General features: G+C 65.4%; 17 protein-coding genes. 15 read left to right on the top strand and 2 right to left on the bottom strand.

Annotated elements, in window-relative coordinates; genetic code table 11:
* Nucleotides 1–28 precede the first annotated feature (28 nt).
* Together IPM73_04905 and IPM73_04900 are read left to right on the top strand one after the other, a co-directional pair.
* Entirely contained in the window at nucleotides 29–1039 is a 1011-nt protein-coding gene (locus IPM73_04905; GenBank protein ID MBK8917402.1) for a VCBS repeat-containing protein, read from the top strand.
* Between the two features lie 37 nt (nucleotides 1040–1076).
* Nucleotides 1077–2693, top strand: a complete 1617-nt coding sequence (locus IPM73_04900; protein ID MBK8917401.1) for a methyl-accepting chemotaxis protein — start codon at nucleotides 1077–1079, stop codon at nucleotides 2691–2693.
* Between the two features lie 23 nt (nucleotides 2694–2716).
* On the opposite strand, the gene IPM73_04895 is transcribed toward IPM73_04900, so the two are convergent.
* Nucleotides 2717–4087, bottom strand: coding sequence for a protein kinase (locus IPM73_04895; protein MBK8917400.1), 1371 nt, complete (start codon nucleotides 4085–4087; stop codon nucleotides 2717–2719).
* 112 nt (nucleotides 4088–4199) lie between these two features.
* On the opposite strand from IPM73_04895, the gene grpE reads away from it, so the two are divergent.
* From grpE to IPM73_04870, 5 genes are all read left to right on the top strand, one after another.
* Entirely contained in the window at nucleotides 4200–4793 is a 594-nt protein-coding gene (gene grpE / locus IPM73_04890) for a nucleotide exchange factor GrpE (protein MBK8917399.1), read from the top strand.
* 61 nt (nucleotides 4794–4854) lie between these two features.
* Complete coding sequence (dnaK, locus tag IPM73_04885) at nucleotides 4855–6798, top strand: molecular chaperone DnaK (protein MBK8917398.1); 1944 nt, start codon at nucleotides 4855–4857, stop codon at nucleotides 6796–6798.
* Between the two features lie 97 nt (nucleotides 6799–6895).
* A complete protein-coding gene (gene dnaJ, locus IPM73_04880; GenBank protein MBK8917397.1) occupies nucleotides 6896–8038 on the top strand; it encodes a molecular chaperone DnaJ in 1143 nt (380 codons plus the stop codon).
* Between the two features lie 103 nt (nucleotides 8039–8141).
* The gene (locus IPM73_04875; protein MBK8917396.1) at nucleotides 8142–9290 is read left to right on the top strand and encodes an ABC transporter substrate-binding protein; all 1149 of its coding nucleotides are present in this window, start codon (nucleotides 8142–8144) and stop codon (nucleotides 9288–9290) included.
* Nucleotides 9291–9390: 100 nt separating this feature from the next.
* On the top strand, nucleotides 9391–10239 hold the full coding sequence (locus IPM73_04870) for a transposase (protein MBK8917395.1): 849 nt from the start codon (nucleotides 9391–9393) through the stop codon (nucleotides 10237–10239).
* 109 nt (nucleotides 10240–10348) lie between these two features.
* On the opposite strand, the gene IPM73_04865 is transcribed toward IPM73_04870, so the two are convergent.
* Entirely contained in the window at nucleotides 10349–11719 is a 1371-nt protein-coding gene (locus IPM73_04865; protein ID MBK8917394.1) for a cysteine--tRNA ligase, read from the bottom strand.
* Nucleotides 11720–11821: 102 nt separating this feature from the next.
* Here IPM73_04865 and IPM73_04860 point away from each other — a divergent pair, with 102 nt between their 5' ends.
* The 8 genes from IPM73_04860 to IPM73_04825 all read left to right on the top strand — a co-directional run bounded on the left by IPM73_04860 (nucleotide 11822) and on the right by IPM73_04825 (nucleotide 20137).
* Nucleotides 11822–13000, top strand: coding sequence for a tetratricopeptide repeat protein (locus IPM73_04860; protein MBK8917393.1), 1179 nt, complete (start codon nucleotides 11822–11824; stop codon nucleotides 12998–13000).
* Nucleotides 12970–14349 (top strand): L,D-transpeptidase family protein, encoded by a 1380-nt coding sequence (locus IPM73_04855; GenBank protein MBK8917392.1) that lies wholly within the window; start codon nucleotides 12970–12972, stop codon nucleotides 14347–14349. The genes IPM73_04860 and IPM73_04855 overlap by 31 nt, the downstream gene beginning before the upstream one ends.
* A complete protein-coding gene (locus IPM73_04850; GenBank protein ID MBK8917391.1) occupies nucleotides 14349–14918 on the top strand; it encodes a peptidyl-prolyl cis-trans isomerase in 570 nt (189 codons plus the stop codon). The genes IPM73_04855 and IPM73_04850 overlap by 1 nt, the downstream gene beginning before the upstream one ends.
* Nucleotides 14919–14930: 12 nt before the next feature.
* The gene (locus tag IPM73_04845) at nucleotides 14931–15422 is read left to right on the top strand and encodes a peptidyl-prolyl cis-trans isomerase (GenBank protein MBK8917390.1); all 492 of its coding nucleotides are present in this window, start codon (nucleotides 14931–14933) and stop codon (nucleotides 15420–15422) included.
* Between the two features lie 78 nt (nucleotides 15423–15500).
* Complete coding sequence (locus tag IPM73_04840) at nucleotides 15501–16235, top strand: UDP-2,3-diacylglucosamine diphosphatase (GenBank protein ID MBK8917389.1); 735 nt, start codon at nucleotides 15501–15503, stop codon at nucleotides 16233–16235.
* On the top strand, nucleotides 16196–18037 hold the full coding sequence (gene recQ, locus IPM73_04835; protein ID MBK8917388.1) for a DNA helicase RecQ: 1842 nt from the start codon (nucleotides 16196–16198) through the stop codon (nucleotides 18035–18037). Before IPM73_04840 ends, recQ begins: the two co-directional genes overlap by 40 nt.
* A 199-nt stretch (nucleotides 18038–18236) precedes the next feature.
* A complete protein-coding gene (locus IPM73_04830) occupies nucleotides 18237–19250 on the top strand; it encodes an FHA domain-containing protein (protein MBK8917387.1) in 1014 nt (337 codons plus the stop codon).
* Nucleotides 19251–19840: 590 nt separating this feature from the next.
* A complete protein-coding gene (locus IPM73_04825) occupies nucleotides 19841–20137 on the top strand; it encodes a type II toxin-antitoxin system RelE/ParE family toxin (protein MBK8917386.1) in 297 nt (98 codons plus the stop codon).
* The last annotated feature ends 5 nt before the right edge of the window (nucleotides 20138–20142 follow it).

Here is a 20142-nt window from a genome sequence, read left to right as displayed (position 1 = left end):
GGTATCCCTCGCCACTCGGGAGACCACCATGCGTATCGCCGCTGCCTCGATCGAGCTTGCCTCGGCCCATTCCCGGCTGGAGTTCCAGTCCCGCGAAGAACGCCTCAACGCCTGGAACCGGCGTCCCACCCTACCCGAAGCACCACCCCGGGAGCGTCCCGCAAGCGACATTTCCGCAGCCGGACGTACCGCCCAGACGGAGGAATCCTGTTCGGACTGCGAACCCCGCTTCCAGATCATCCGCCTCATCCTCGAGGCCCTTACCGGCCGCGCTGTCCAGGTTTTCGATGCGGGCCAGCTCGCTTCCCCGGGCGATGCCCCGAACGTCTCGGCGCCTCCCCCTCAGTCCGGGACCGGACAGGGCCCCGGGTTCGGACTCACATACGAGCTGCGGGAAACCCGCTACCAGAGCGAAGACGTCAGCTTCCATGCTGCCGGGTCGGTCACCACGGCCGATGGCCGCTCCTTCGACTTCCAGCTCAGCTTTGCCCTGCATCGGGAAAGTCTTTCCGAAACCCGCCTCAGTCTGCGGCTCGGCGAAGCGGCACGGCAAAAAGACCCGTTGGTGATCAATTTTTCCGGCAAGGCCCCGCAACTGGCGTCGACTCGTTTTTCCTTCGACCTCGACGGGGACGGCACGGCGGAAAACCTGGCCGCGCCCATGGCCGGCAGCGGGTTCCTCGCCATCGACCGCAACGGTAACGGAATCGTTGACGATGGCAGCGAACTCTTTGGCCCCGCGAGCGGCGACGGATTCTCGGAACTCGCCACCCTCGACGGAGATGGCAACGGATGGATCGACGAAAACGACGCCCAGTTCGCCACGCTGCGCACCTGGAACCCCCTCGCCGACCCCGGGCGCCAGGGCCTGTCCTTGGCCGAGGCTGGCGTGGGTGCGCTATCGCTCAGCAGGGTCACCACCCCCTTCGATCTGTACGGAAGCGACGCGGCCCAGTTGGGAACGCTGCGCGCCACGGGAATCGCTTTGCGCGAAACCGGCGAGGCTGGCACAATCAGCCACATTGATCTGACCGCCTGACAAAGAATCCGGCGGCACTCTACGAGGGGCGGGGGAAATGCGCATTGCGGACTGGAAGATATGGCTGCGGCTCTCCGCCGCCATTTGGTTTGTCCTGGTGGTGGTATGGACCGTGGTCATTCTTTGGGCCACCCAAGTCAATCGCGACACGGCCATAAGGCAGGCCCAGGATTTTGCGCACTCCATCCACGAAATGACCATGGCCGGACTCACCGGCATGATGATCACCGGCACGGTGGGGCAACGCGAGGTCTTCCTCGACCAGATCAAGCAGCTTTCGATCATTCGCGAATTGCACGTCGCCCGGGGTGAGGCGGTCATCAAGGCCTTCGGGCCGGACAGCAAGGCCGGCCGGGAACTCGACGCCGTCGAGAACCAGGTGATGGCCACTGGTACGCCCCATGTCTCGCTGCAGCGCGAGGGGGCCAATGCCTACCTGCGGGTCGTCAACCCCACCCGGGCCTCCAAGAACTACCTGGGCAAGGACTGTGTCGCCTGCCACCAGGTCACCGAAGGGACCGTCCTCGGCATCGTGAGCATGAAGGTTTCCCTCGACTCGGTGGAAGCTGCGGTAAGCGACTTCCGACTGAAGATTGCCGGCGCGGCCCTCATCGTCATCGGTGTGCTTCTGGTCATCATCTTTCTGCTCACGCGGCACTTCGTGACCACACCGCTGGAGAGCCTCCGGCGTGGCCTGGAGGACATCGCCCGCGGCGAGGGGGATCTCACCCGCCGCCTGCCCGTGCGGGGCCAGGATGAGGTCGGTCAGGCAGCCGCCGTATTCAACGAGATGATGGAAAATTTCAGCGGTCTCGTGCGCCAGGTGCGCGACGCCGCCCAGCAGGTGTCGGCCCGGGTTGCCTCGCTGTCGGAAAATGCAGACCGTGTGGCCCAGAGCTCGCACTTGCAGGATCAGAAATCGGGGGCGGCGGCTGCGGCGGTGGAGCAACTGGTCGAGAGCATCTCGGCCATTGCCGGCAACGCGGGGCACGTCCAGCAGCAGTCCCAGGAAAGCCTGGCCCGGGCCCAGGAAGGCGGCCGCAACCTCAAGGTGCTCCTGGGCGAAATGGACGTGGTCGAAAAGGCGGTGCGGCAGATGGCCGACTCAGTCGGCGAATTCGTGCGCAATACCGAAGCGATCACCCATATGACGCGCGAAGTGAAAGACATCGCCGAGCAGACCAATCTCCTGGCCCTCAACGCCGCCATCGAGGCCGCCCGCGCGGGCGAACAGGGGCGCGGTTTCGCGGTGGTGGCCGACGAAGTCCGCAAGCTGGCCGAGAAGTCGTCCCGGGCGGCCGGGGAAATCGATGCCATCACGGCCACCATCGGCCAGCAGTCGGTGGCCGTACGCCGTACCATCGAAGAGGGGCTGGAACACCTGGAATCGAGCCAGTCGGCAGTCGATTCGGTGGCCAACGTCCTGGAAGCCACCAACGGATCAGTCACCGAGGTCGGACGCGGGCTGGACGCCATCGCCGGCGCCACCGATCACCAGCGGCGGGTTTCCGGTGAAGTCGTGAGCGGCATTGATTCCATCGCCGGCATGGCTCGGGACAACAGCGGAGCCGTCGAGAAAACCGCCGGGGCAGCCCACGACCTGCGGCGCCTTGCCGACGGCTTGCAGAACCTCGTCGGCCGCTTCAAGGTTTGAGCCCCCGGGGCCGGGGGCTCCATTCACATCGGCGAAAGTTCCATGTCGAGCCCGGAACCCGGGCGAGAACGGGTGCCTCCGGAAAGCGATCCGGTCCCTGCATCTACCGCAGGGGCTCCGTGGGCCGCCGCAATCTCGGTGACTTTGCGCATGCGGTCGATCATGCGGGCTATCAAGACATTGCGCATACGCTCCAGCAGTTCCTCCGACGACAACGCGAGCGCTGAGGCACTGATCTCGAGGAACAAGGTAGGCTCAAGAGTGACCACCGTGGCGTGGCGCTTCTTGTTGACCGGGTGGAGATAAGCCACCTCGCCGATGGGTTCGCTGGCCCCCAGGCGGCAAAGAGCGCGCCCCTGGACGGAAACCTCGACAAAACCCTGAACGATGATGCCGAAGAAAGCGTTGGACTCGCCCTCGCGCACGATAGTCACGCCGGGTGCCAACTCCCTCCAAACCGCAACCCGCAGAACTTCCCACAATTCGACGTTCTCGAACTCGGTAAAGAATTCCAGTTTGCGCAGCGCCTCGAAGTGCCGGGTATCCTGCTCGGTATCATCCTCCTCCCATATCTGGAAGCGCACCGTGGAGAGATCCTTGGCCATTTCGGCACCGTTTTTGTAGCGGGTGTAGAGATCCTTTTCCAGGGATTTCTTGATGATGGGATTGAGGGCTTCCGGCAGACTCGGATTGAGGGCCGTCACTGCGGGCGAATCGGTATTGATGATCTTGTAGACCAGGGTCGCCTGGTTATTGGCCCGGAAAGGCAGACGCCCGGTCAGCATCTGGAAGAGCACCACCCCCAGGGAGTAGAGATCGGTCTTCTGATTGAGGGCATAACCCTTGATCTGTTCCGGAGACATGTAGGCCGGTGAGCCAACCCCCATGATGAAGGTCGAGTCCCTGTCCATGTCCTTCTGAAGATTGAGGGCCAGACCGAAATCAGCGATCTTGGGCTCGTCGTCGCTGGTGAGCATGATGTTGGCCGGCTTGATATCGCGATGGATCACCCCCTGGCGATAGGCGTGGTCCAGCGCCAGGCAACATTTGAAGATGATGCCCACCACCCGGTGCATGGGGAGCATCTTGTCGATGCGGCAATACTTCTCCAGGGAATCGCCCGCGACATACTCCATGGCGAGATAGGCGTAGTCGTCCTCGACCACTGCGTCGAAGATGCGCACGATATTGGGATGATCGAGGCGCCTTGCCGTGATGCCCTCGGTCTGGAAGAGCTTGCGCAGGCGGCGCGACATGGCCGCGTTGTCCTTGCCGAAGCGCACCAGCTTGACCGCCACTTGTCTCTGGGTGTCCGGATCGTCGCAAAGGTAGACAACCGCCGTTGCGCCCTTGCCCAGTTCCTTGATGACCTTGTATTTGCCGATGTTTTCCATGGGGAGGACGCCGCTTGACTCCGTCCATCGTAGCACGGAGAAAAAGTTGCTTACAGGGCTTGAAATGATAACCCCCGCCCCAAGATGGGGGAGAGTTTTTCCGGAGAAGCCCATGTCCAACCCAGAAATCCCCCAGGAACCCCTGCCCGGCCCGGAGCCCATCGCTGCCGAGCCCTCCCCCTCCGCACCGCCGGCACCGGCCGGTGCCACGGAGTCCGTGCCCGCCGAAGCGATCGTGGACACCCTCCCCAGCCCCGAAGAACAGCTGCGCCAGCTGGAACTCAAGGTGGCCGAACACCACGACGCCTGGCTGCGAGCCAAGGCTGAGGGCGAAAACATCCGCCGCCGCGCCCAGGATGACATCACCAAGGCCCACAAGTTTGCCGTGGAGAAATTCGCCGGCGAACTGCTGGCGGTAAAGGACAGCCTGGAAGCCGCCCTCGCCGTCCCCGAGCAAACCGTCGAGAACTTCCGGTCCGGCGTCGAGATCACTCTGAAGCAACTGGTCTCTGCCTTCGATAAGAACGCCCTGGTCGAAATCAACCCGGTGGGCGAAAAATTCGATCCCCACAAACACCAGGCCATCGGCATGGTGGATTCGGAACAGGAAGCCAACACGGTCGTCACCGTGCTGCAAAAGGGTTACCTGATCGCCGAGCGGACGCTCCGCCCGGCCCTGGTCATGGTGGCCAAGCCGAAGTCTTGAAATTTCGGGGCGCCGGCCCCAACTCCAGAACATCACATCGCATTCAATCAAAGGAACCAACATGGGCAAGATCATCGGCATCGACCTCGGCACCACCAACTCCTGCGTCGCCATCATGGAAGGCGGCTCTCCCAAGGTCATCGAGAACTCCGAAGGCGCGCGCACCACGCCCTCCATCGTCGGCTACTCCGAAGACGGCGAGATCCTGTGCGGCGCCCCGGCCAAGCGTCAGGCCGTCACCAACCCCAAGAACACCCTGTACGCGGTCAAGCGCCTCATCGGCCGCCGCTTCGAAGAGAAGGAAGTGCAGAAGGACATTGCCCTGATGCCCTACAAGATTTCCAAGGCCGACAACGGCGACGCCTGGGTGGAAGTGCGCGACAAGAAAATCGCCCCGCCCCAGGTTTCCGCCGAAGTACTGCGCAAGATGAAGAAGACCGCCGAGGACTATCTGGGCGAGGAAGTCACCGAGGCCGTCATCACCGTGCCCGCCTACTTCAACGACAGCCAGCGCCAGGCCACCAAGGACGCCGGCCGCATCGCGGGCCTGGAAGTCAAGCGCATCATCAACGAGCCCACTGCCGCGGCCCTGGCCTTCGGCATGGACAAGTCTTCCACCAAGGATCGCAAGATCGCCGTCTTCGACCTGGGCGGCGGCACCTTCGACATTTCCATCATCGAAATCGCCGACGTGGATGGCGAGAAGCAGTTCGAAGTGCTGGCCACCAACGGTGACACCTTCCTCGGCGGCGAAGACTTCGACCAGCGCCTCATCGACTACATCATCGGCGAATTCCAGAAGGAATCCGGCGTCGACCTGAAGAAGGACGTGCTGGCCCTGCAACGCCTCAAGGAAGCCGCAGAAAAGGCCAAGATCGAGCTCTCCTCCCTGCAGCAGACCGAAATCAACCTGCCCTACATCACCGCCGACGCCACGGGCCCCAAGCACCTGGCCCTGAAGATCACCCGCGCCAAGTTCGAGTCCCTGGTGGAAGAGCTGGTCGAGCGCACCATCGCCCCCTGCGCCACGGCGCTCAAGGATGCCGGCGTCAAGGTCGGCGACATCGACGACGTGATCCTGGTCGGCGGCCAGACGCGCATGCCCAAGGTGCAGGACAAGGTGAAGGAATTCTTCGGCAAGGAGCCGCGCAAGGATGTGAACCCCGATGAGGCCGTCGCCGTCGGCGCTGCCATCCAGGGCGGCGTGCTGCAGGGCGAGGTCAAGGACGTGCTGCTGCTCGACGTCACTCCGCTCTCTCTCGGTATCGAAACCCTGGGCGGCGTCATGACCAAGCTGATCCAGAAGAACACCACCATCCCCACCAAGGCCAGCCAGGTCTTCTCCACCGCCGACGACAACCAGTCCGCCGTCACCATCCATGTCCTGCAGGGTGAGCGCGAAATGTCCGCCGGCAACAAGAGCCTCGGCCAGTTCAACCTGGAAGGCATCCCCCCGGCCCCCCGCGGCATGCCGCAGATCGAGGTCATCTTCGACATCGACGCCAACGGCATCATGCACGTCACCGCCAAGGACAAGGCCACCGGCAAGGAAAACAAGATCACCATCAAGGCCAACTCCGGCCTCTCCGAAGAAGAAATCCAGCGCATGGTGAAGGACGCCGAGCTGCACGCGGAAGAGGACAAGAAGGCCCACGAACTGGCCGACGCCCGCAATTCCGCCGACGGCATGGTGCACATGGTCAAGAAATCCCTCACCGAGTACGGCGACAAGCTGGATGCCGGCGAGAAGGAAGCGATCGAGAAGGCCATCAAGGACGTCGAGGAAGAGCTGCGCTCCGGCGACAAGGACAGCATCGCCGCCAAGACCGAAGCCCTCTCCGCCGCCGCCCAGAAGCTGGGCGAAAAGATGTACGCCCAGCAGCAGGCCGAAGGTGCCGCCGCCGGTGCGGCGGGGGCCGGCGCCCAGCAGCAAGGCGAAAAGACGGTCGAGGGCGACGTGGTCGACGCCGAGTTCACGGAAGTGAACAAGGACAAGAAGGGTTAAAGCGGACGCTGACGCGCCGTTCTAACTGGCCGGATTCAAGCGGACGAGCCCTCGCCGCTCGATCCGGCCTTCGCACCAGCTCAGCCGGACAACGCACATGTCAAAGCGCGATTTTTACGAAATCCTCGGCGTCAACCGCGACGCCTCGGACGACGAAATCAAGAAGGCCTACCGCAAGTTGGCCATGAAGCACCATCCCGACCGCAATCCGGACAATCCGGCGGCGGAGGAGAAGTTCAAGGAGGCCAAGGAGGCCTACGAAATTCTCTCCGATGGCCAGAAGCGGGCGGCCTACGACCAGTTCGGCCACGCCGGGGTAGACCCCCAGGCCGGCATGGGCGGGGGTTTTGGCGGCGGTGCCGGCATGGGCGGCTTTGCCGACGCCTTCGGCGGCATCTTCGACGAAATCTTCGGCGGTCGCGGCGGTGGCAGCGGGCATGGGCGCAGCAACATCTACCGTGGCGCCGACCTACGCTACAACCTGGAGGTCTCCCTCGAACAGGCGGCCCACGGCACCGAAACCAAGATTCGTATTCCCACCATGGAGGCCTGCGAGGTCTGCCATGGCAGTGGCGCCAAACCGGGAACCCAGCCCAAGACCTGCCCCACCTGCCAGGGCAGCGGCCAGGTCCGCCTGCAGCAGGGGTTTTTCTCCATCCAGCAGACCTGCCCCAAATGCCACGGTACCGGGCGCTACATTCCGGACCCCTGCGGGGCCTGCGGGGGCGCCGGGCGCATCAAGCAGCACAAGACCCTGGCGGTCAAGATTCCCGCCGGAGTCGACGAGGGCGATCGCATCCGCCTCGCCGGCGAGGGGGAGCACGGCGTCAACGGAGGCCCCCCGGGCGACCTCTACGTCCAGATCCACCTCAAGCAGCACACCGTCTTCCAGCGGGACCACAACGACCTCCATTGCGAAATGCCCGTTTCCTTCACCACGGCAGCCCTGGGCGGCGAAATCGAGATTCCCACCCTGGATGGGGCCGCGAACATCCGCATTCCCGCCGAAACCCAGTCCGGGCGGGTTTTCCGCCTGCGCGGCAAGGGTATCAAGGGGGTGCGCAGCCACACCCACGGCGATCTGCTCTGCCACGTCGTGGTCGAAACCCCGGTCAACCTCACCGAGCGCCAGAAGGAACTGCTGCGGGAGCTTGAAGACATCAGCAACGAACACGCCGGCAAGCACAACCCCCGGGCCAAATCCTGGATGGACAAGGTGAAGGACTTTTTCAGCAGTTAACGCAAAGCCGGCCACGGGTGCCGGCCCGGGCGGAAAACCTGGTTGCAGGCGGCATCGGCCTGTTGTCCAATAGCGACAAAATCCACACTCCGGAGGAGTCGCCATGAGACGGACGCTTGCTGCCCTTGCCTCTCTTTGTCTCACCCTGGCCTGCGGTCTGGTGCGGGCCGATCCCGGTGTGACCGATACCAGCATCATCCTCGGCATGTCTTCTCCCTTCACGGGGCCGAATGGCGTCTATGGCCTGGCGATGCGCGAATCCATCAGCGCCTACTTCGACCAGATCAACAAATCCGGCGGGATCAACGGCCGCAAGATCGAACTGGTGGCCATAGACGACGGCTACGAAACCGAGCGCACCCTGGCCAACACCAAGGCCCTCATCCAGGAGAAGCAGGTCTTCGCCCTCCTCGGCTACTACGGTTCATCCCCCACCACCGAAGCGATGAACAACGCCTTCGGCCCGGCAAAGGTGCCCCTGATCGGAACCATTTCCGGCGCCGGCAGCCTGCGCCAGGCGCCTTCGGCCAACCCCAACAACCGCTACATGTTCAACCTGCGGGCGAGCTATGCCGACGAGGCGGAGGCCATCGTCAACCAGATCACCTCCCTGGGCCTAAAGAACATCGCCGTCTTCTACCAGAACGACGGATTCGGCAAGAGCGGCCTGGAAGGCGTCACCACCGCCCTCAAGAAACACCAGCTCACGCCGGTGGCCGTGGGCACCGTGGAACGCAATTCCCTCGACGTCGGCAAGGCCGTCGAGGCCATAGCCAAGGTCAGCCCCCAGGCCGTGATCATGGTCACCCTCTACAAACCCACCGCTGCCTTCGTCAAGGCCATGAAGAAGGCCAATCAGTTCCCCATGTTCATGACCCTGTCGCCGGTGGGCGCCGAAGTCCTGGCCCAGGAACTGGGCAACGACGCCCGCGGCATCGGCATCTCCCAGGTCATGCCCTACCCCTGGAACGACACTGTCGCCGTCGTCCGCGACTACCAGCGGGCCATCGGCAAGCAGGCCGACAAGTACTCCTACTACGGCCTGGAAGGCTACATCAACGCCCGAGTGATGGCCGACGCCCTGCGCCGCCTGGGGCGGGACGTCACCCGGGAGCGCCTGATCGCCGCTCTGGAAGCCATGCACCAGGTAGACCTGGGCGGCTATCGCATCAGTTTCGGCACCGACGACCGCCTGGGTTCACGCTACGTGGAACTGACCGTCGTCGGCTCTGGCGGCAAAGTCATGAAATAACGAAAGTCGAGGCCAAAACCCAATACCGCAATACCGGGGTCAGGTCTTGCATTGCAACATCCCCATCCCCTTGCCCACCCCGCTCTCCCAAGCGCCCATCATGGCCCGACCCCTGCGCATCGAACTCGCCGGTGGCCTCTATCACATCACCGCCCGGGGTGACCGGAGTGAGGACATCTTCCTCGACGATTCCGACCGACTCCACTGGATCACGCTCCTGGGCTCGGTCTGCCGACGATTCAACTGGCGCTGCCACGCCTGGTGCCAAATGACCAATCACTACCATCTGGTCGTCGAAACCCCGGAAGCCAACCTCGCGCAGGGGATGCGTCAGATCAACGGCGTCTACACGCAATACGTAAACCGCCAGCACCAGCGCGTCGGCCACGTCTTCCAAGGCCGCTACAAGGCCATTCTCGTCGAGCGCGACGCACACCTCCTCGAAGTCTCCCGCTACGTGGTCCTCAATCCCGTAAGGGCCGGCATGACGGCTACGCCCGGCGACTGGCCCTGGAGTTCCTGGCACGCCATGGTCGGTAGCCATACAGCCCCTGCCTGGCTCGACACCCACTGGCTCCTCGACCAATTCTCCGGCACCCCGGAACATGCACGCCAGGCTTACATTGACTTCGTCAATGCCGGCATTGGACGCCCCGGCCCATGGCAAGCCCTCAGCGGCCAAATCTATCTCGGCAGCGATGATTTCATCCGCGAAGCCCTTGCCGCCACCGCGGGCGCCCTTGATCGCCCTGAAATTCCGCGAGCCCAGCGGCGCGCACCCGCAAAGCCCCTCGAGCGCTACCGGGACGATGCCCCTGACCGCGACACCGGAATCCGGGCGGCCTTCGCCAGTGGCGACTACACGCAACAGCAGATTGGCCGGTGTTTCGGCGTCCACTACGCCACAGTCAGCCGCATCGTGAAGCGCGGGGAAAGCGGCGGAGAGTGAGGTGCGGACAATCAGGCCGTTGGGTGCCGGTGGATAACAGCAGGCAGAACGGAGACTCGCCGATATTGCATTGCAAGACCTGACCCCGTTTTTTTGACCCCGTTTTGCGTCAGGCCCGGCGCCAGGTGGTGCCTTGGGGGGTGTCTTCCAGGATCACTCCGGCGGTTCTCAAGGCTTCGCGGATACGGTCCGACTCGGCGAAGTTGCGGGCTTTCTTGGCGGCCACCCGGTCGGAGATCAATTGCTCGATGGCCGCCTCGTCCAGACCGCCGGCGGCCGCACCGCCGCGCAGGTAGGACACGGGGTCGCGCTGCAGCAGGCCGATGATGCCGGCCAGGGCCTTGAGCAATCCGGCCAGGGACGAATCTCGGCTGCGGTTGACTTCTCCAGCCAGGTCGAAGAGGACGGCAATGGCGCCGTGGGAGTCGAAGTCCTCGTCCAGGGCTTCGTGGAAGCGGGCGGCGAAGGCATTGGACCAGTCAATGGCCGCGGCAACCGGCGGCACGTCCCGCAGGGTGAAGTAGAGGCCGTCCAGGCTGCGCTTGGCGTCGTCGAGATGGGCATCGGAGTAATTCAGCGGGCTGCGGTAGTGGGCACGCAGGATGAAGAAGCGCACCACTTCGGCATCGTAGGCCTTCAAGACTTCGCGGATGGTGAAGAAATTGCCCAGGGACTTGGACATCTTCTCGTTATCCACCCGCACGAAGCCGTTGTGCATCCAGTAATTGACGAAGCGGCAGTCGTGGGCGCCTTCGGATTGCGCGATTTCGTTTTCGTGGTGGGGGAATTGCAGATCCTGCCCCCCACCATGGATGTCGAAATGCTTGCCCAGCAAATGGGAACTCATGGCCGAGCACTCGATGTGCCAGCCTGGCCGGCCCTCGCCCCAGGGGGATTGCCAGGCCGGTTCACCCGGCTTGGCATGCTTCCACAGCACGAAATCCAGCGGATCCTGCTTGGCGGAATCGACCTCGACCCGCTCGCCGGCCCGCAGGTCATCGAGCGACTTGCCGGAAAGCTTGCCGTAGCCTGCGAACTTGCGCACCGCGTAATTCACGTCGCCGTCGCTCGCCCGGTAAGCCAGCCCGCGCCCTTCCAGCTTGCCGATGAGATCGAGCATCTGGGGCACGAAGTCCGTCGCCCGGGGCTCGTGGTCGGGGCGCAGCACGCCCAGGGCGTCGGCATCCTCGTGCATGGCGGCGATGAAGCGCTTGGTCAGTTTGAGAATGGTCTCGCCGTTCTCGTTGGCGCGCTTGATGATCTTGTCGTCGATATCGGTGATGTTGCGCACGTAGGTGACGTCGTAGCCACTGGCCTTCAGCCAGCGATAGACCATGTCGAAGACCACCATCACCCGGGCGTGGCCGAGGTGGCAGAAATCGTAGACGGTCATGCCGCAAACATACATGCGGACCTTGCCGGGTTCGATGGGGGTAAAGGGCTGCTTTTCCCGGGTCAGGGAATTGTGGATCTTGAGCATGAGCGGCTGGGCAGAGGGTCCGGCGCGGGCCAAGACTTTGGAATGGCCGGTCTTATTGGTAGAATCAGCGGATTGTCGAACCCGTCCGAGTATAGCATAGCGATGATCGCGCCCTTCCTGCTCCAGACCCGCTGCCAAGCCCGGGCCTTCCTTCGCGCCGCAGTCCTCGGCCTCGCCCTGGGGGCCGCTCTTCCGGCAGCGGCGGACAACCTCCCCGATGTGCAGAAACTCATCAAGCAGGGCCAGTACCCCCAGGCCCTGGAAAAAGTCGACGCCTATCTCGCCGGCAAGCCCCGGGACGCTCAAGGCCGCTTCCTCAAGGGGCTCATTCTCACCGAAATGAACAAGCCGGCGGATGCCATCGCCGTCTTCACCAAGCTGACCGAGGATTACCCCGAACTGCCCGAGCCCTACAACAACCTCGCAGTGCTCTACGCCCAGCAGAAGCAGTACGACAAAGCCCGCACGGCGCTGGAAATGGCGATTCGCACTCATCCCTCCTACGCCATCGCCTACGAAAATCTGGGCGACGTCTACGCCAAGCTGGCCAGCCAGGCCTACGACAAGGCCTTGCAGATCGATTCCGCCAATGCCACGGCCCAGAACAAAATGGCGTTGATCCGTGACCTCATCAGCACTTCGGCACGGCCCAACGTGAAGCCCCAGGCCGCCGCAGCGCCAGCGGCGCCGGCAGCCCCGGCCGCGAAGCCCGCCCCGGCTCCGGCCCCCGTAGCCGCCCCCGCCCCCGTTCCCGCTGCCGTTTCCGCCAGCACGGCGCCGCCACCCGCGGCCAAGCCCGCGGCCCCACCGGCCCCGACCGCCACCGTCGTCGCCACGACACCGGCCGCTGCTGCCCCCGCACCCGCTCCTGCTGCCGCTCCGGCGCCCGTCCCGGCCCCCGCCAAGGCCCCCGAACCCCGGCCCGCCGCCCGCGGCGAAGACCGCTCCGACGAGGTCGCCAAGGCCCTCGCCGGCTGGGCATCCGCCTGGTCCAGGAAGGACGTCCCGGCCTATCTGGCCCACTATTCCTCCGACTTCGTCCCGCCCAAGGGCATGTCCCGCAAGGCTTGGGAGGAAGAGCGCGAAGAACGCATCGCCGGCAAATCGGGCAAGATTTCCGTCAGCTACGACACCCCTGACATCACCCTCGACGGAGACCGGGCCACGGTCAAGTTCCGCCAGCATTACAAGGCCACCGGCCTGAAAACTTCGACTTCCAAGGTGCTCGTATTCGTTCGGGCCGGTGGCAAATGGCTCATCCGGGACGAAAGCTCGCGCTGAAATCCGTCGCCGCCCTGGCGCTGGTCATCGCGGCCCTGGCAGCCGGCGGTCCTGCCGAAGCCAAGCCACGCAAATCGGCCAAGCAGCCTGTCTCCGCCAAGGTTCAGGCCAGCAAGGCTTCGACCGGCAAGGCTCGCGCCGAGACGACCAGGAGCGTCAAGCCGCTGCGCCAGGCTGCCTACCGTGCTGCCCCCGCGGCGCTCCTGGCCGCTCCCGCCCTCACACGTCCTGCCACCGTCTCCGACTCCGGCCCGGAACCCCTGCTGGCCCGCGTCTTCGCCGAAATCGAGGGCAATCGCCTCGACGAGGCCCTGCGCCTCTCCGAAATCCTGGTGGGCCAATACCCCAATTTCCGCCTCGGCCACCTGATCCGGGGCGACCTGCTGCTGGCCCGGGCGCAGCCCCTCAACGGCTTCGGCGCCCTCAACGGCGCCCCGGGCGACAAGGTCGCCGACCTGCGCGCCGAAGCCATCGCCCGCCTGAAGGGTTACAAGGAAAAGCCGGCGGCCAATTTCGTTCCGCGCTATCTCCTCGAGATGCCCCCCGACCAGCGCTACGCCATCGTGGTCGACACCCAGAAATCGCGTCTTTATGTCTACGAAAACGATGCCACGGCGGGCCGGCCGCGCTTCGTGGCCGACTACTACGTCACCCAGGGCAAACAGGGCGCCGACAAGGTTGCCGAGGGGGACAAGCGCACCCCCATCGGCGTCTATCACGTCACCGCCAACCTGTCGCGCCAGAAGCTGGCCGACCTCTACGGCACCGGGGCCTACCCCATCAGCTACCCCAATGAGTGGGACAAGCGTCAGGGGCGCAGCGGCAGCGGCATCTGGCTGCACGGCACACCCTCCGACACCTTCTCGCGCCCCCCCAGGGCTTCGGACGGCTGCGTCGTCCTGGCCAACACCGACCTCAACGCCGTGGCCAAAAATCTCCAGGTGGGCCTCACGCCGGTCATCATCAGCAACTCCGTCGAGTGGCTCTCCCTGGATGACTGGAACAAGGAGCGCACCGAACTCAATCGCAGCATCGACGCCTGGCGCAGCGACTGGGAAAGCCGCGACACCGAGCGCTACCTGCGCCACTACTCGCGCCGCTTCCAGGCCAACAGCCAGAATTTCGAGCAGTTCGCCGCCCAGAAGCGGCAGGTCAATGCGGGCAAGGAATGGATCAAGGTCAAGACCGACAAGCTTTCGGTCTTCCGCAATCCCGGCAAGGAAGAAGTCGTGGTCGTCACCTTCGACCAGGACTACCGCAGCAACAATCTGAGCAATGTCATGAAGAAGCGGCAGTACTGGATCCGTGAGGAAGGCCGCTGGAAGATCATTTACGAAGGAGCCGCCTGATGTTGAAGTCCCTCGCCACCCTCGCCGCCGGCCTGGTGTTCGCCGCCACGGCCTGGGCCCTGCCCACCGTCGAAATGCAGACCAACAAGGGCCGCATCCTCATCGAGTTGTACCCGGACAAGGCCCCGAAGACGGTGGAAATGTTTCTCTACAACGTTAAGCACGGCTTCTACGACGGCACCATCTTCCACCGCGTCATCGAGAACTTCATGATCCAGGGCGGCGGCTTCAATTCCGCCATGGAAGAGAAGAAAGTCCTCACCCCGGCGCTCCAGAACGAAGCCGACAACGGCCTCTACAACAGCCGCGGCACCCTGGCCATGGCCCGCACCATGGATCCCCACTCGGCCCGCGTCCAGTTCTTCATCAACCTCAAGCGCAACGCCTTCCTCGATTTCCGCGCCCCCAACCAGGGCGGCTACGGCTATGCGGTCTTCGGCAAGGTCACCGAAGGCATGGAAGTGGTCGACACCATCGCCGCCGTCCCCACCGGCAACCACGGGGATTACCAGAACGTCCCGCAAACCCCCGTGGTCATCAAGACCGCCAAGATTCTCAGCGACAAATAAGGAACCCTCCCCATGGTCAAATTCACCACCAACCTCGGCGCCTTCACCCTCAAGCTCGACACCGAGAAAGCCCCCAAGACGGTCGAGAACTTCCTCGCCTACGTCAGGGATGGCCATTACGACGGCACCGTCTTCCACCGCGTCATCAAGAACTTCATGATCCAGGGCGGCGGTTTCGCCCCCGGCATGAAGCAGAAGGACACCAAGGCCCCCATCGACAACGAGGCCGCCAATGGTTTGAAGAACAAGCGCGGCACCGTCGCCATGGCCCGCACCAACGACCCCCACTCCGCCACCGCCCAGTTCTTCATCAACGTGGTCGATAACGACTTCCTCGACTTCAAGGCCCCCATGGGCCAGGGCTGGGGCTACTGCGTCTTCGGCGAAGTCAGCGAAGGCCTCGACATCGTCGACGCCATCCGCGGCGTGCGCACCGGCAGCAAGGGCTTCCACCAGGACGTGCCGCTGGAGGACGTGGTCATCGAGAAGGCCGAGATCGTGTGAAACGTGAAAGGTGAAACGTAAAGGCGCCTGCGCCGCGGATTCCCCCACATTTCACGTTTCAAATTTCACCTTTCACGCATGCTCTTTTTCATCTCCGACCTCCACCTGTCGCCCCGGTCTCCCGGGGCGACGCGTTTGTTGCTGGACTTTCTCGCCGGTCCGGCGCGGCAGGCGGAGGGCCTCTACATCCTGGGCGATCTGTTCGACGCCTGGATCGGCGACGACGACCTGAGCGAACCCCACAACGCGGCCATCGTCTCCGCCCTGCGCGGGGCCTCCGATAGCGGCCTGGCCATCGCCCTCCAGCACGGCAACCGGGATTTCCTGCTGGGCGGGGCGTTCGCCGCGGCGGCCGGCCTCAGCCTGCTGCCCGACCCCTACGTGCTGTCCACCCCGGAGTGGCAATTCGTCCTCTCCCACGGTGACGCCCTGTGCAGCGACGACGCCGACTACATGGCCTTCCGCCGCCAGGTGCGCGACCCGCAGTGGCAGGCCGACTTCCTCGCCAAACCCCTGGCCGAGCGCCGCGCCATCGCCGCCCACCTGCGGGAAAGGAGCGAGGCCGGCAAGCAGGCGAAATCGCAATCCGGCTCTGCCTACCTCATGGACCTCAATCCCGGCGAAACCGACGATTTCCTGCGCCTGCACGGCTACGCCACCTTCATCCACGGCCATACCCACCACGCCGCCACCCATGACCACATGGTGGATGGTATCCACATCGAGCGCTGGGTGCTGGCCGACTGGCACGAGGAGCGCGGCGAGGTTCTGGCCTGGAATGGCGAGCGCCTGACCCGCCACGCCCTCCCGTGAAGTCCCCCCTCGATGTCCTGCAACAGGTCTTCGGCTACCCCGCCTTCCGCGGTAGCCAGGCCGAAATCATCGGCCATGTGGCCGGCGGCGGCGACGCCCTGGTGCTCATGCCCACTGGCGGCGGCAAGAGCCTCTGCTACCAGATCCCCGCCCTGCTGCGCCCCGGCTGCGCCGTCGTCGTCTCGCCCCTCATCGCCCTCATGCAGGACCAGGTGGACGCCCTCACCCAGGTTGGCGTCAAGGCAGCCTGCCTCAATTCCACCCTCGGCTGGGGCGAGGCCCAGGCCGTCGAACAGGCCCTCTTCAGCGGCGGCCTCGACCTGGTCTACATCGCCCCGGAACGCCTGCTGCTGGACCGCAGCCTGGCCATGCTCGACGCCCTCTACGAAGCCGGCAAGCTCGCCCTCTTCGCCATCGACGAGGCCCACTGCGTCTCCCAGTGGGGCCACGACTTCCGCCCGGAGTACCTGCAACTCTCGGCCCTGCACCAGCGCTACCCGGCGGTCCCCCGCATCGCCCTCACCGCCACGGCGGACGCCGCCACGCGGGGCGAAATGCTCACCCGCCTGGGCCTCGACGACGCCCGCGTCTTCGTCTCCAGCTTCGACCGGCCCAATATCCGCTACACCGTGGTGGAGAAGGACACCCCCAGAAAGCAGCTCCAGGGTTTTCTCTCCGGCCGCCAGGGCCAGGCCGGCATCGTCTACTGCCTCTCGCGCAAGAAGGTGGAAGAAACTGCCTCCTGGCTCTGTACCCAGGGCTACCCTGCCCTGCCCTACCACGCCGGCCTGCCCCATGCGGAGCGGGCCGCCAACCAGCGCCGCTTCCTGCGCGAGGAAGGTCTGGTCATGGTCGCCACCATCGCCTTCGGCATGGGCATCGACAAGCCCGACGTGCGCTTCGTCGCCCACCTCGATCTGCCCAAGAGCGTCGAGGCCTACTACCAGGAAACCGGCCGCGCCGGCCGCGACGGCGAGCCCGCCGAAGCCTGGATGACCTACGGCCTGCAGGACGTGGCCCTGCAACAGGCGCGCATTGCCGAATCCGGCGCCGGCGACGAGCAGAAACGCCTGGAGACCCAGCGCCTCACCGCCCTGCTGGGCTACTGCGAAGCCCCCCGCTGCCGCCGCCAGGTGCTGCTCGACTACTTCGGCGAAGCTGCCGAACCCTGCGGCAACTGCGATGTCTGCCTTGACCCGCCGGAACTCTGGGACGGCACCGTGGCCGCCCAGAAGGCACTTTCCGCCGTCTTCCGCACCGGGCAGCGTTTTGGCGTCGGCCATCTGATCGACGTCCTGCGCGGCAAGGCCAGCGACAAGACCCGCCAGTGGCGCCACGACGCCCTGCCCACCTTCGGCGTCGGCGCCGACCTGGACGACGCCCTCTGGAAGAGCGTTTTCCGCCAACTGGCCGCCGCCGGCCTGCTGCGCGTCGACCTCAGCGAACACGGCGCCCTGCAATTGACCGAAGCCGCCCGCCCCGTCCTGCGGGGCGAACAAACGGTGGCCCTGCGCCGGCCCGCCCGCCGTAGCCGCGCCCCGAACCCGGCGCGCAGCGCCCCCGCTGCCACCGCGCTACCCGCCGCCGACGCCCCCCTGTTCGAAACCCTGCGCGCCTGGCGCAGCGACACCGCCCGGGAACAGGGCGTGCCCGCCTACGTCATCCTGCACGACCGCAGCCTGCGCGAACTGGCCGCCCTGCGCCCCACCAGCCTGGGGCAGCTTTGCGCCATCCCCGGCATCGGCGCCGCCAAGCTGGAACGCTACGGCGAGCGCCTCCTGCAAGTCATCGCTGCGGCCTGAGACCGGCCCGCGGCCACCGGCGCCCCCGCAGCGCCTCGCCTGCGCCGCAAAAGACCTCCCCGCCGCAGGCCCACCCGGGCGGCTTCTGCCCCGGGCGCCCTCCACCCGGGAATGCTGCGTACCCTGCTGGCGCGGGTTTGCCACCCGAATCGCTTTCCGCCAGAATGTCCGCTCCTCAACCTGCGGAAAGAAAAAGACCATGGGAGACCAAGCCGCCGCGGGCGCCCTCCTGGGATTCGGACTGCTCGGGCTCTTCGCCCTGGTGATGTTCATCGCCATCTACGCCGTCCTCGCCCTCTACATCCTCAACCTGCACCGCTGCTTCGACGCCATCCAGCCGGCCTTCCGCCCCCCGGTGCCCACCGCCCTGGTCTGGCTGGGCCTGGTGCCCTACCTCGGCTTCATCGCCCTCATCGCCGCCATCGTCCTGCTTTCCATGTCCCTCAAGAAGGAAGGCGAAGCGCGGCAGACCGAAGTCTTCGGCGACGGCGGCCTCGCCCTGGGTCTGGCCGGTTTCATCCTCAGCCTGCTGGCCGTCATTCCCTTCATCGGCCTGCTCTTCGGCCTCGCCGGCCTGGTGTGCTGGATTCTCCACTGGATGAAGGTTTCCGGCTTCCGCCGCGCCCTGGCGGCCTTTGCCGCCAACCCCGCCCCCGCCGCCTGGGGCAGCCCCCCGCCCGCGGCCGGCGCCTGGCCCCAGGCCTCACCCCCGGCCTACCCCGTCGCCCCTGCACCGGCGCCCCCCCCGCCGCCAGCCCCGGTCTTCGCCCCACCCCCGCCCCCCCCCGCCGCAGCCCCCGCCGCGCCGCCCCCCCTGCCCGCCGCGCCTGCGGCACCGCCCCCCCTCCCCGGCGCCCTGCCTGCCGCCCCCGTCCGGGAAGAATCGACGGTGCGCTTCGGCGCCCTCGACCACGCCAAGATCGTGTGCATCGTCGGCGTCGTCCAGGGCATGAGCTTTCCCGTCGGCAAGGGCATCGTCGTCGGCCGCTCCCAGGAAGCCGACGTGGTCGTCCCCGACAGCCAGATCTCCAACCGCCACGCCTGGATCGGCCCCGTCCAGGGCCGCCTCATCCTGCGCGACATGCAATCCACCAACGGCACCTATCTCAACGACAACCTGGGCGCCCCGGTGCAGGAACTGGAACTCAAGGAAGGCGACCTCGTCGTCCTGGGCAAGCACGGCCAAATGAAATTCCGCATCAGCCTCGGCTGACCCAGCCCCCCGCAGCGCCTTCCCCCCGGGAGGGCGCTTGCCCCGGGGGGGCCGCAAGCCAGGCCCGATTCCCTGCCGCTCCATGCCCCCGCGCCCCTGGCGGGCAGCCAGGTCATCAAGCGCCTCGCCCCCGGGGCCGCCGGCACCAAGCGACACTTGGATCGTTTCGGCACCGGGCTCGTCTGCGTGCACTACCGCCTCGACGAAACGGGCAGCCGCCGCCTCACCACCGTAGAACTGATCGTGGACGAACGGCCCACCACCCCCATAGTTCCGCGCCCGCCGCCCGCCGCCCGCCGCCCGCCGCCCGCCGCCCGCCGCCCGCCGCCCGCCGCCCGCCGCCCGCCGCCCGCCGCGTCAGAATAGTTGTCGCCCCGATAGAATTGACGACCGGGGGTGATGATGGAAGAACGAATTGGCTCGATACGGACAGGAATTCAAGGATAGAGCGGTGGCGAAGTTGTTGCCGCCGGAGAGCGCGACATTGGACGACGTGGCGCATGAGATCGGTGTTGGGGTGCCGTCGCTGGGCACCTTTCAGCACCGTTGCGGAGATTGACAATGTGTAGCCGCATGGCTACGCTCTCCCCATGATCGAAATGCGGAAGACCGACGTCTTCGCTCAATGGCTCGACGCATTGCGCGACATCCAGGCTCGTGCACGGGTGCAAGCCAGAATCGAGCGTCTCGCGGCGGGAAATCCGGGTGACGTCGAGCCCGTGGGCGAAGGGGTCTCCGAGTTGCGTATCAACTATGGTCCCGGTTACCGGGTGTATTTCAAGCAGAGAGGGCGTGAGCTGATCTTGCTTCTGGCCGGTGGCGACAAGAGCACTCAGGCCAAGGACATCAAGGCTGCTTTACGTCTCGCTCGAAACCTTTCGGAGTAGCCGCT

Source organism: Betaproteobacteria bacterium, assembly GCA_016720065.1.
GTDB lineage: Bacteria > Pseudomonadota > Gammaproteobacteria > Burkholderiales > Rhodocyclaceae > SSSZ01.
This window is presented reverse-complemented; position numbering and strand designations above follow the sequence as displayed.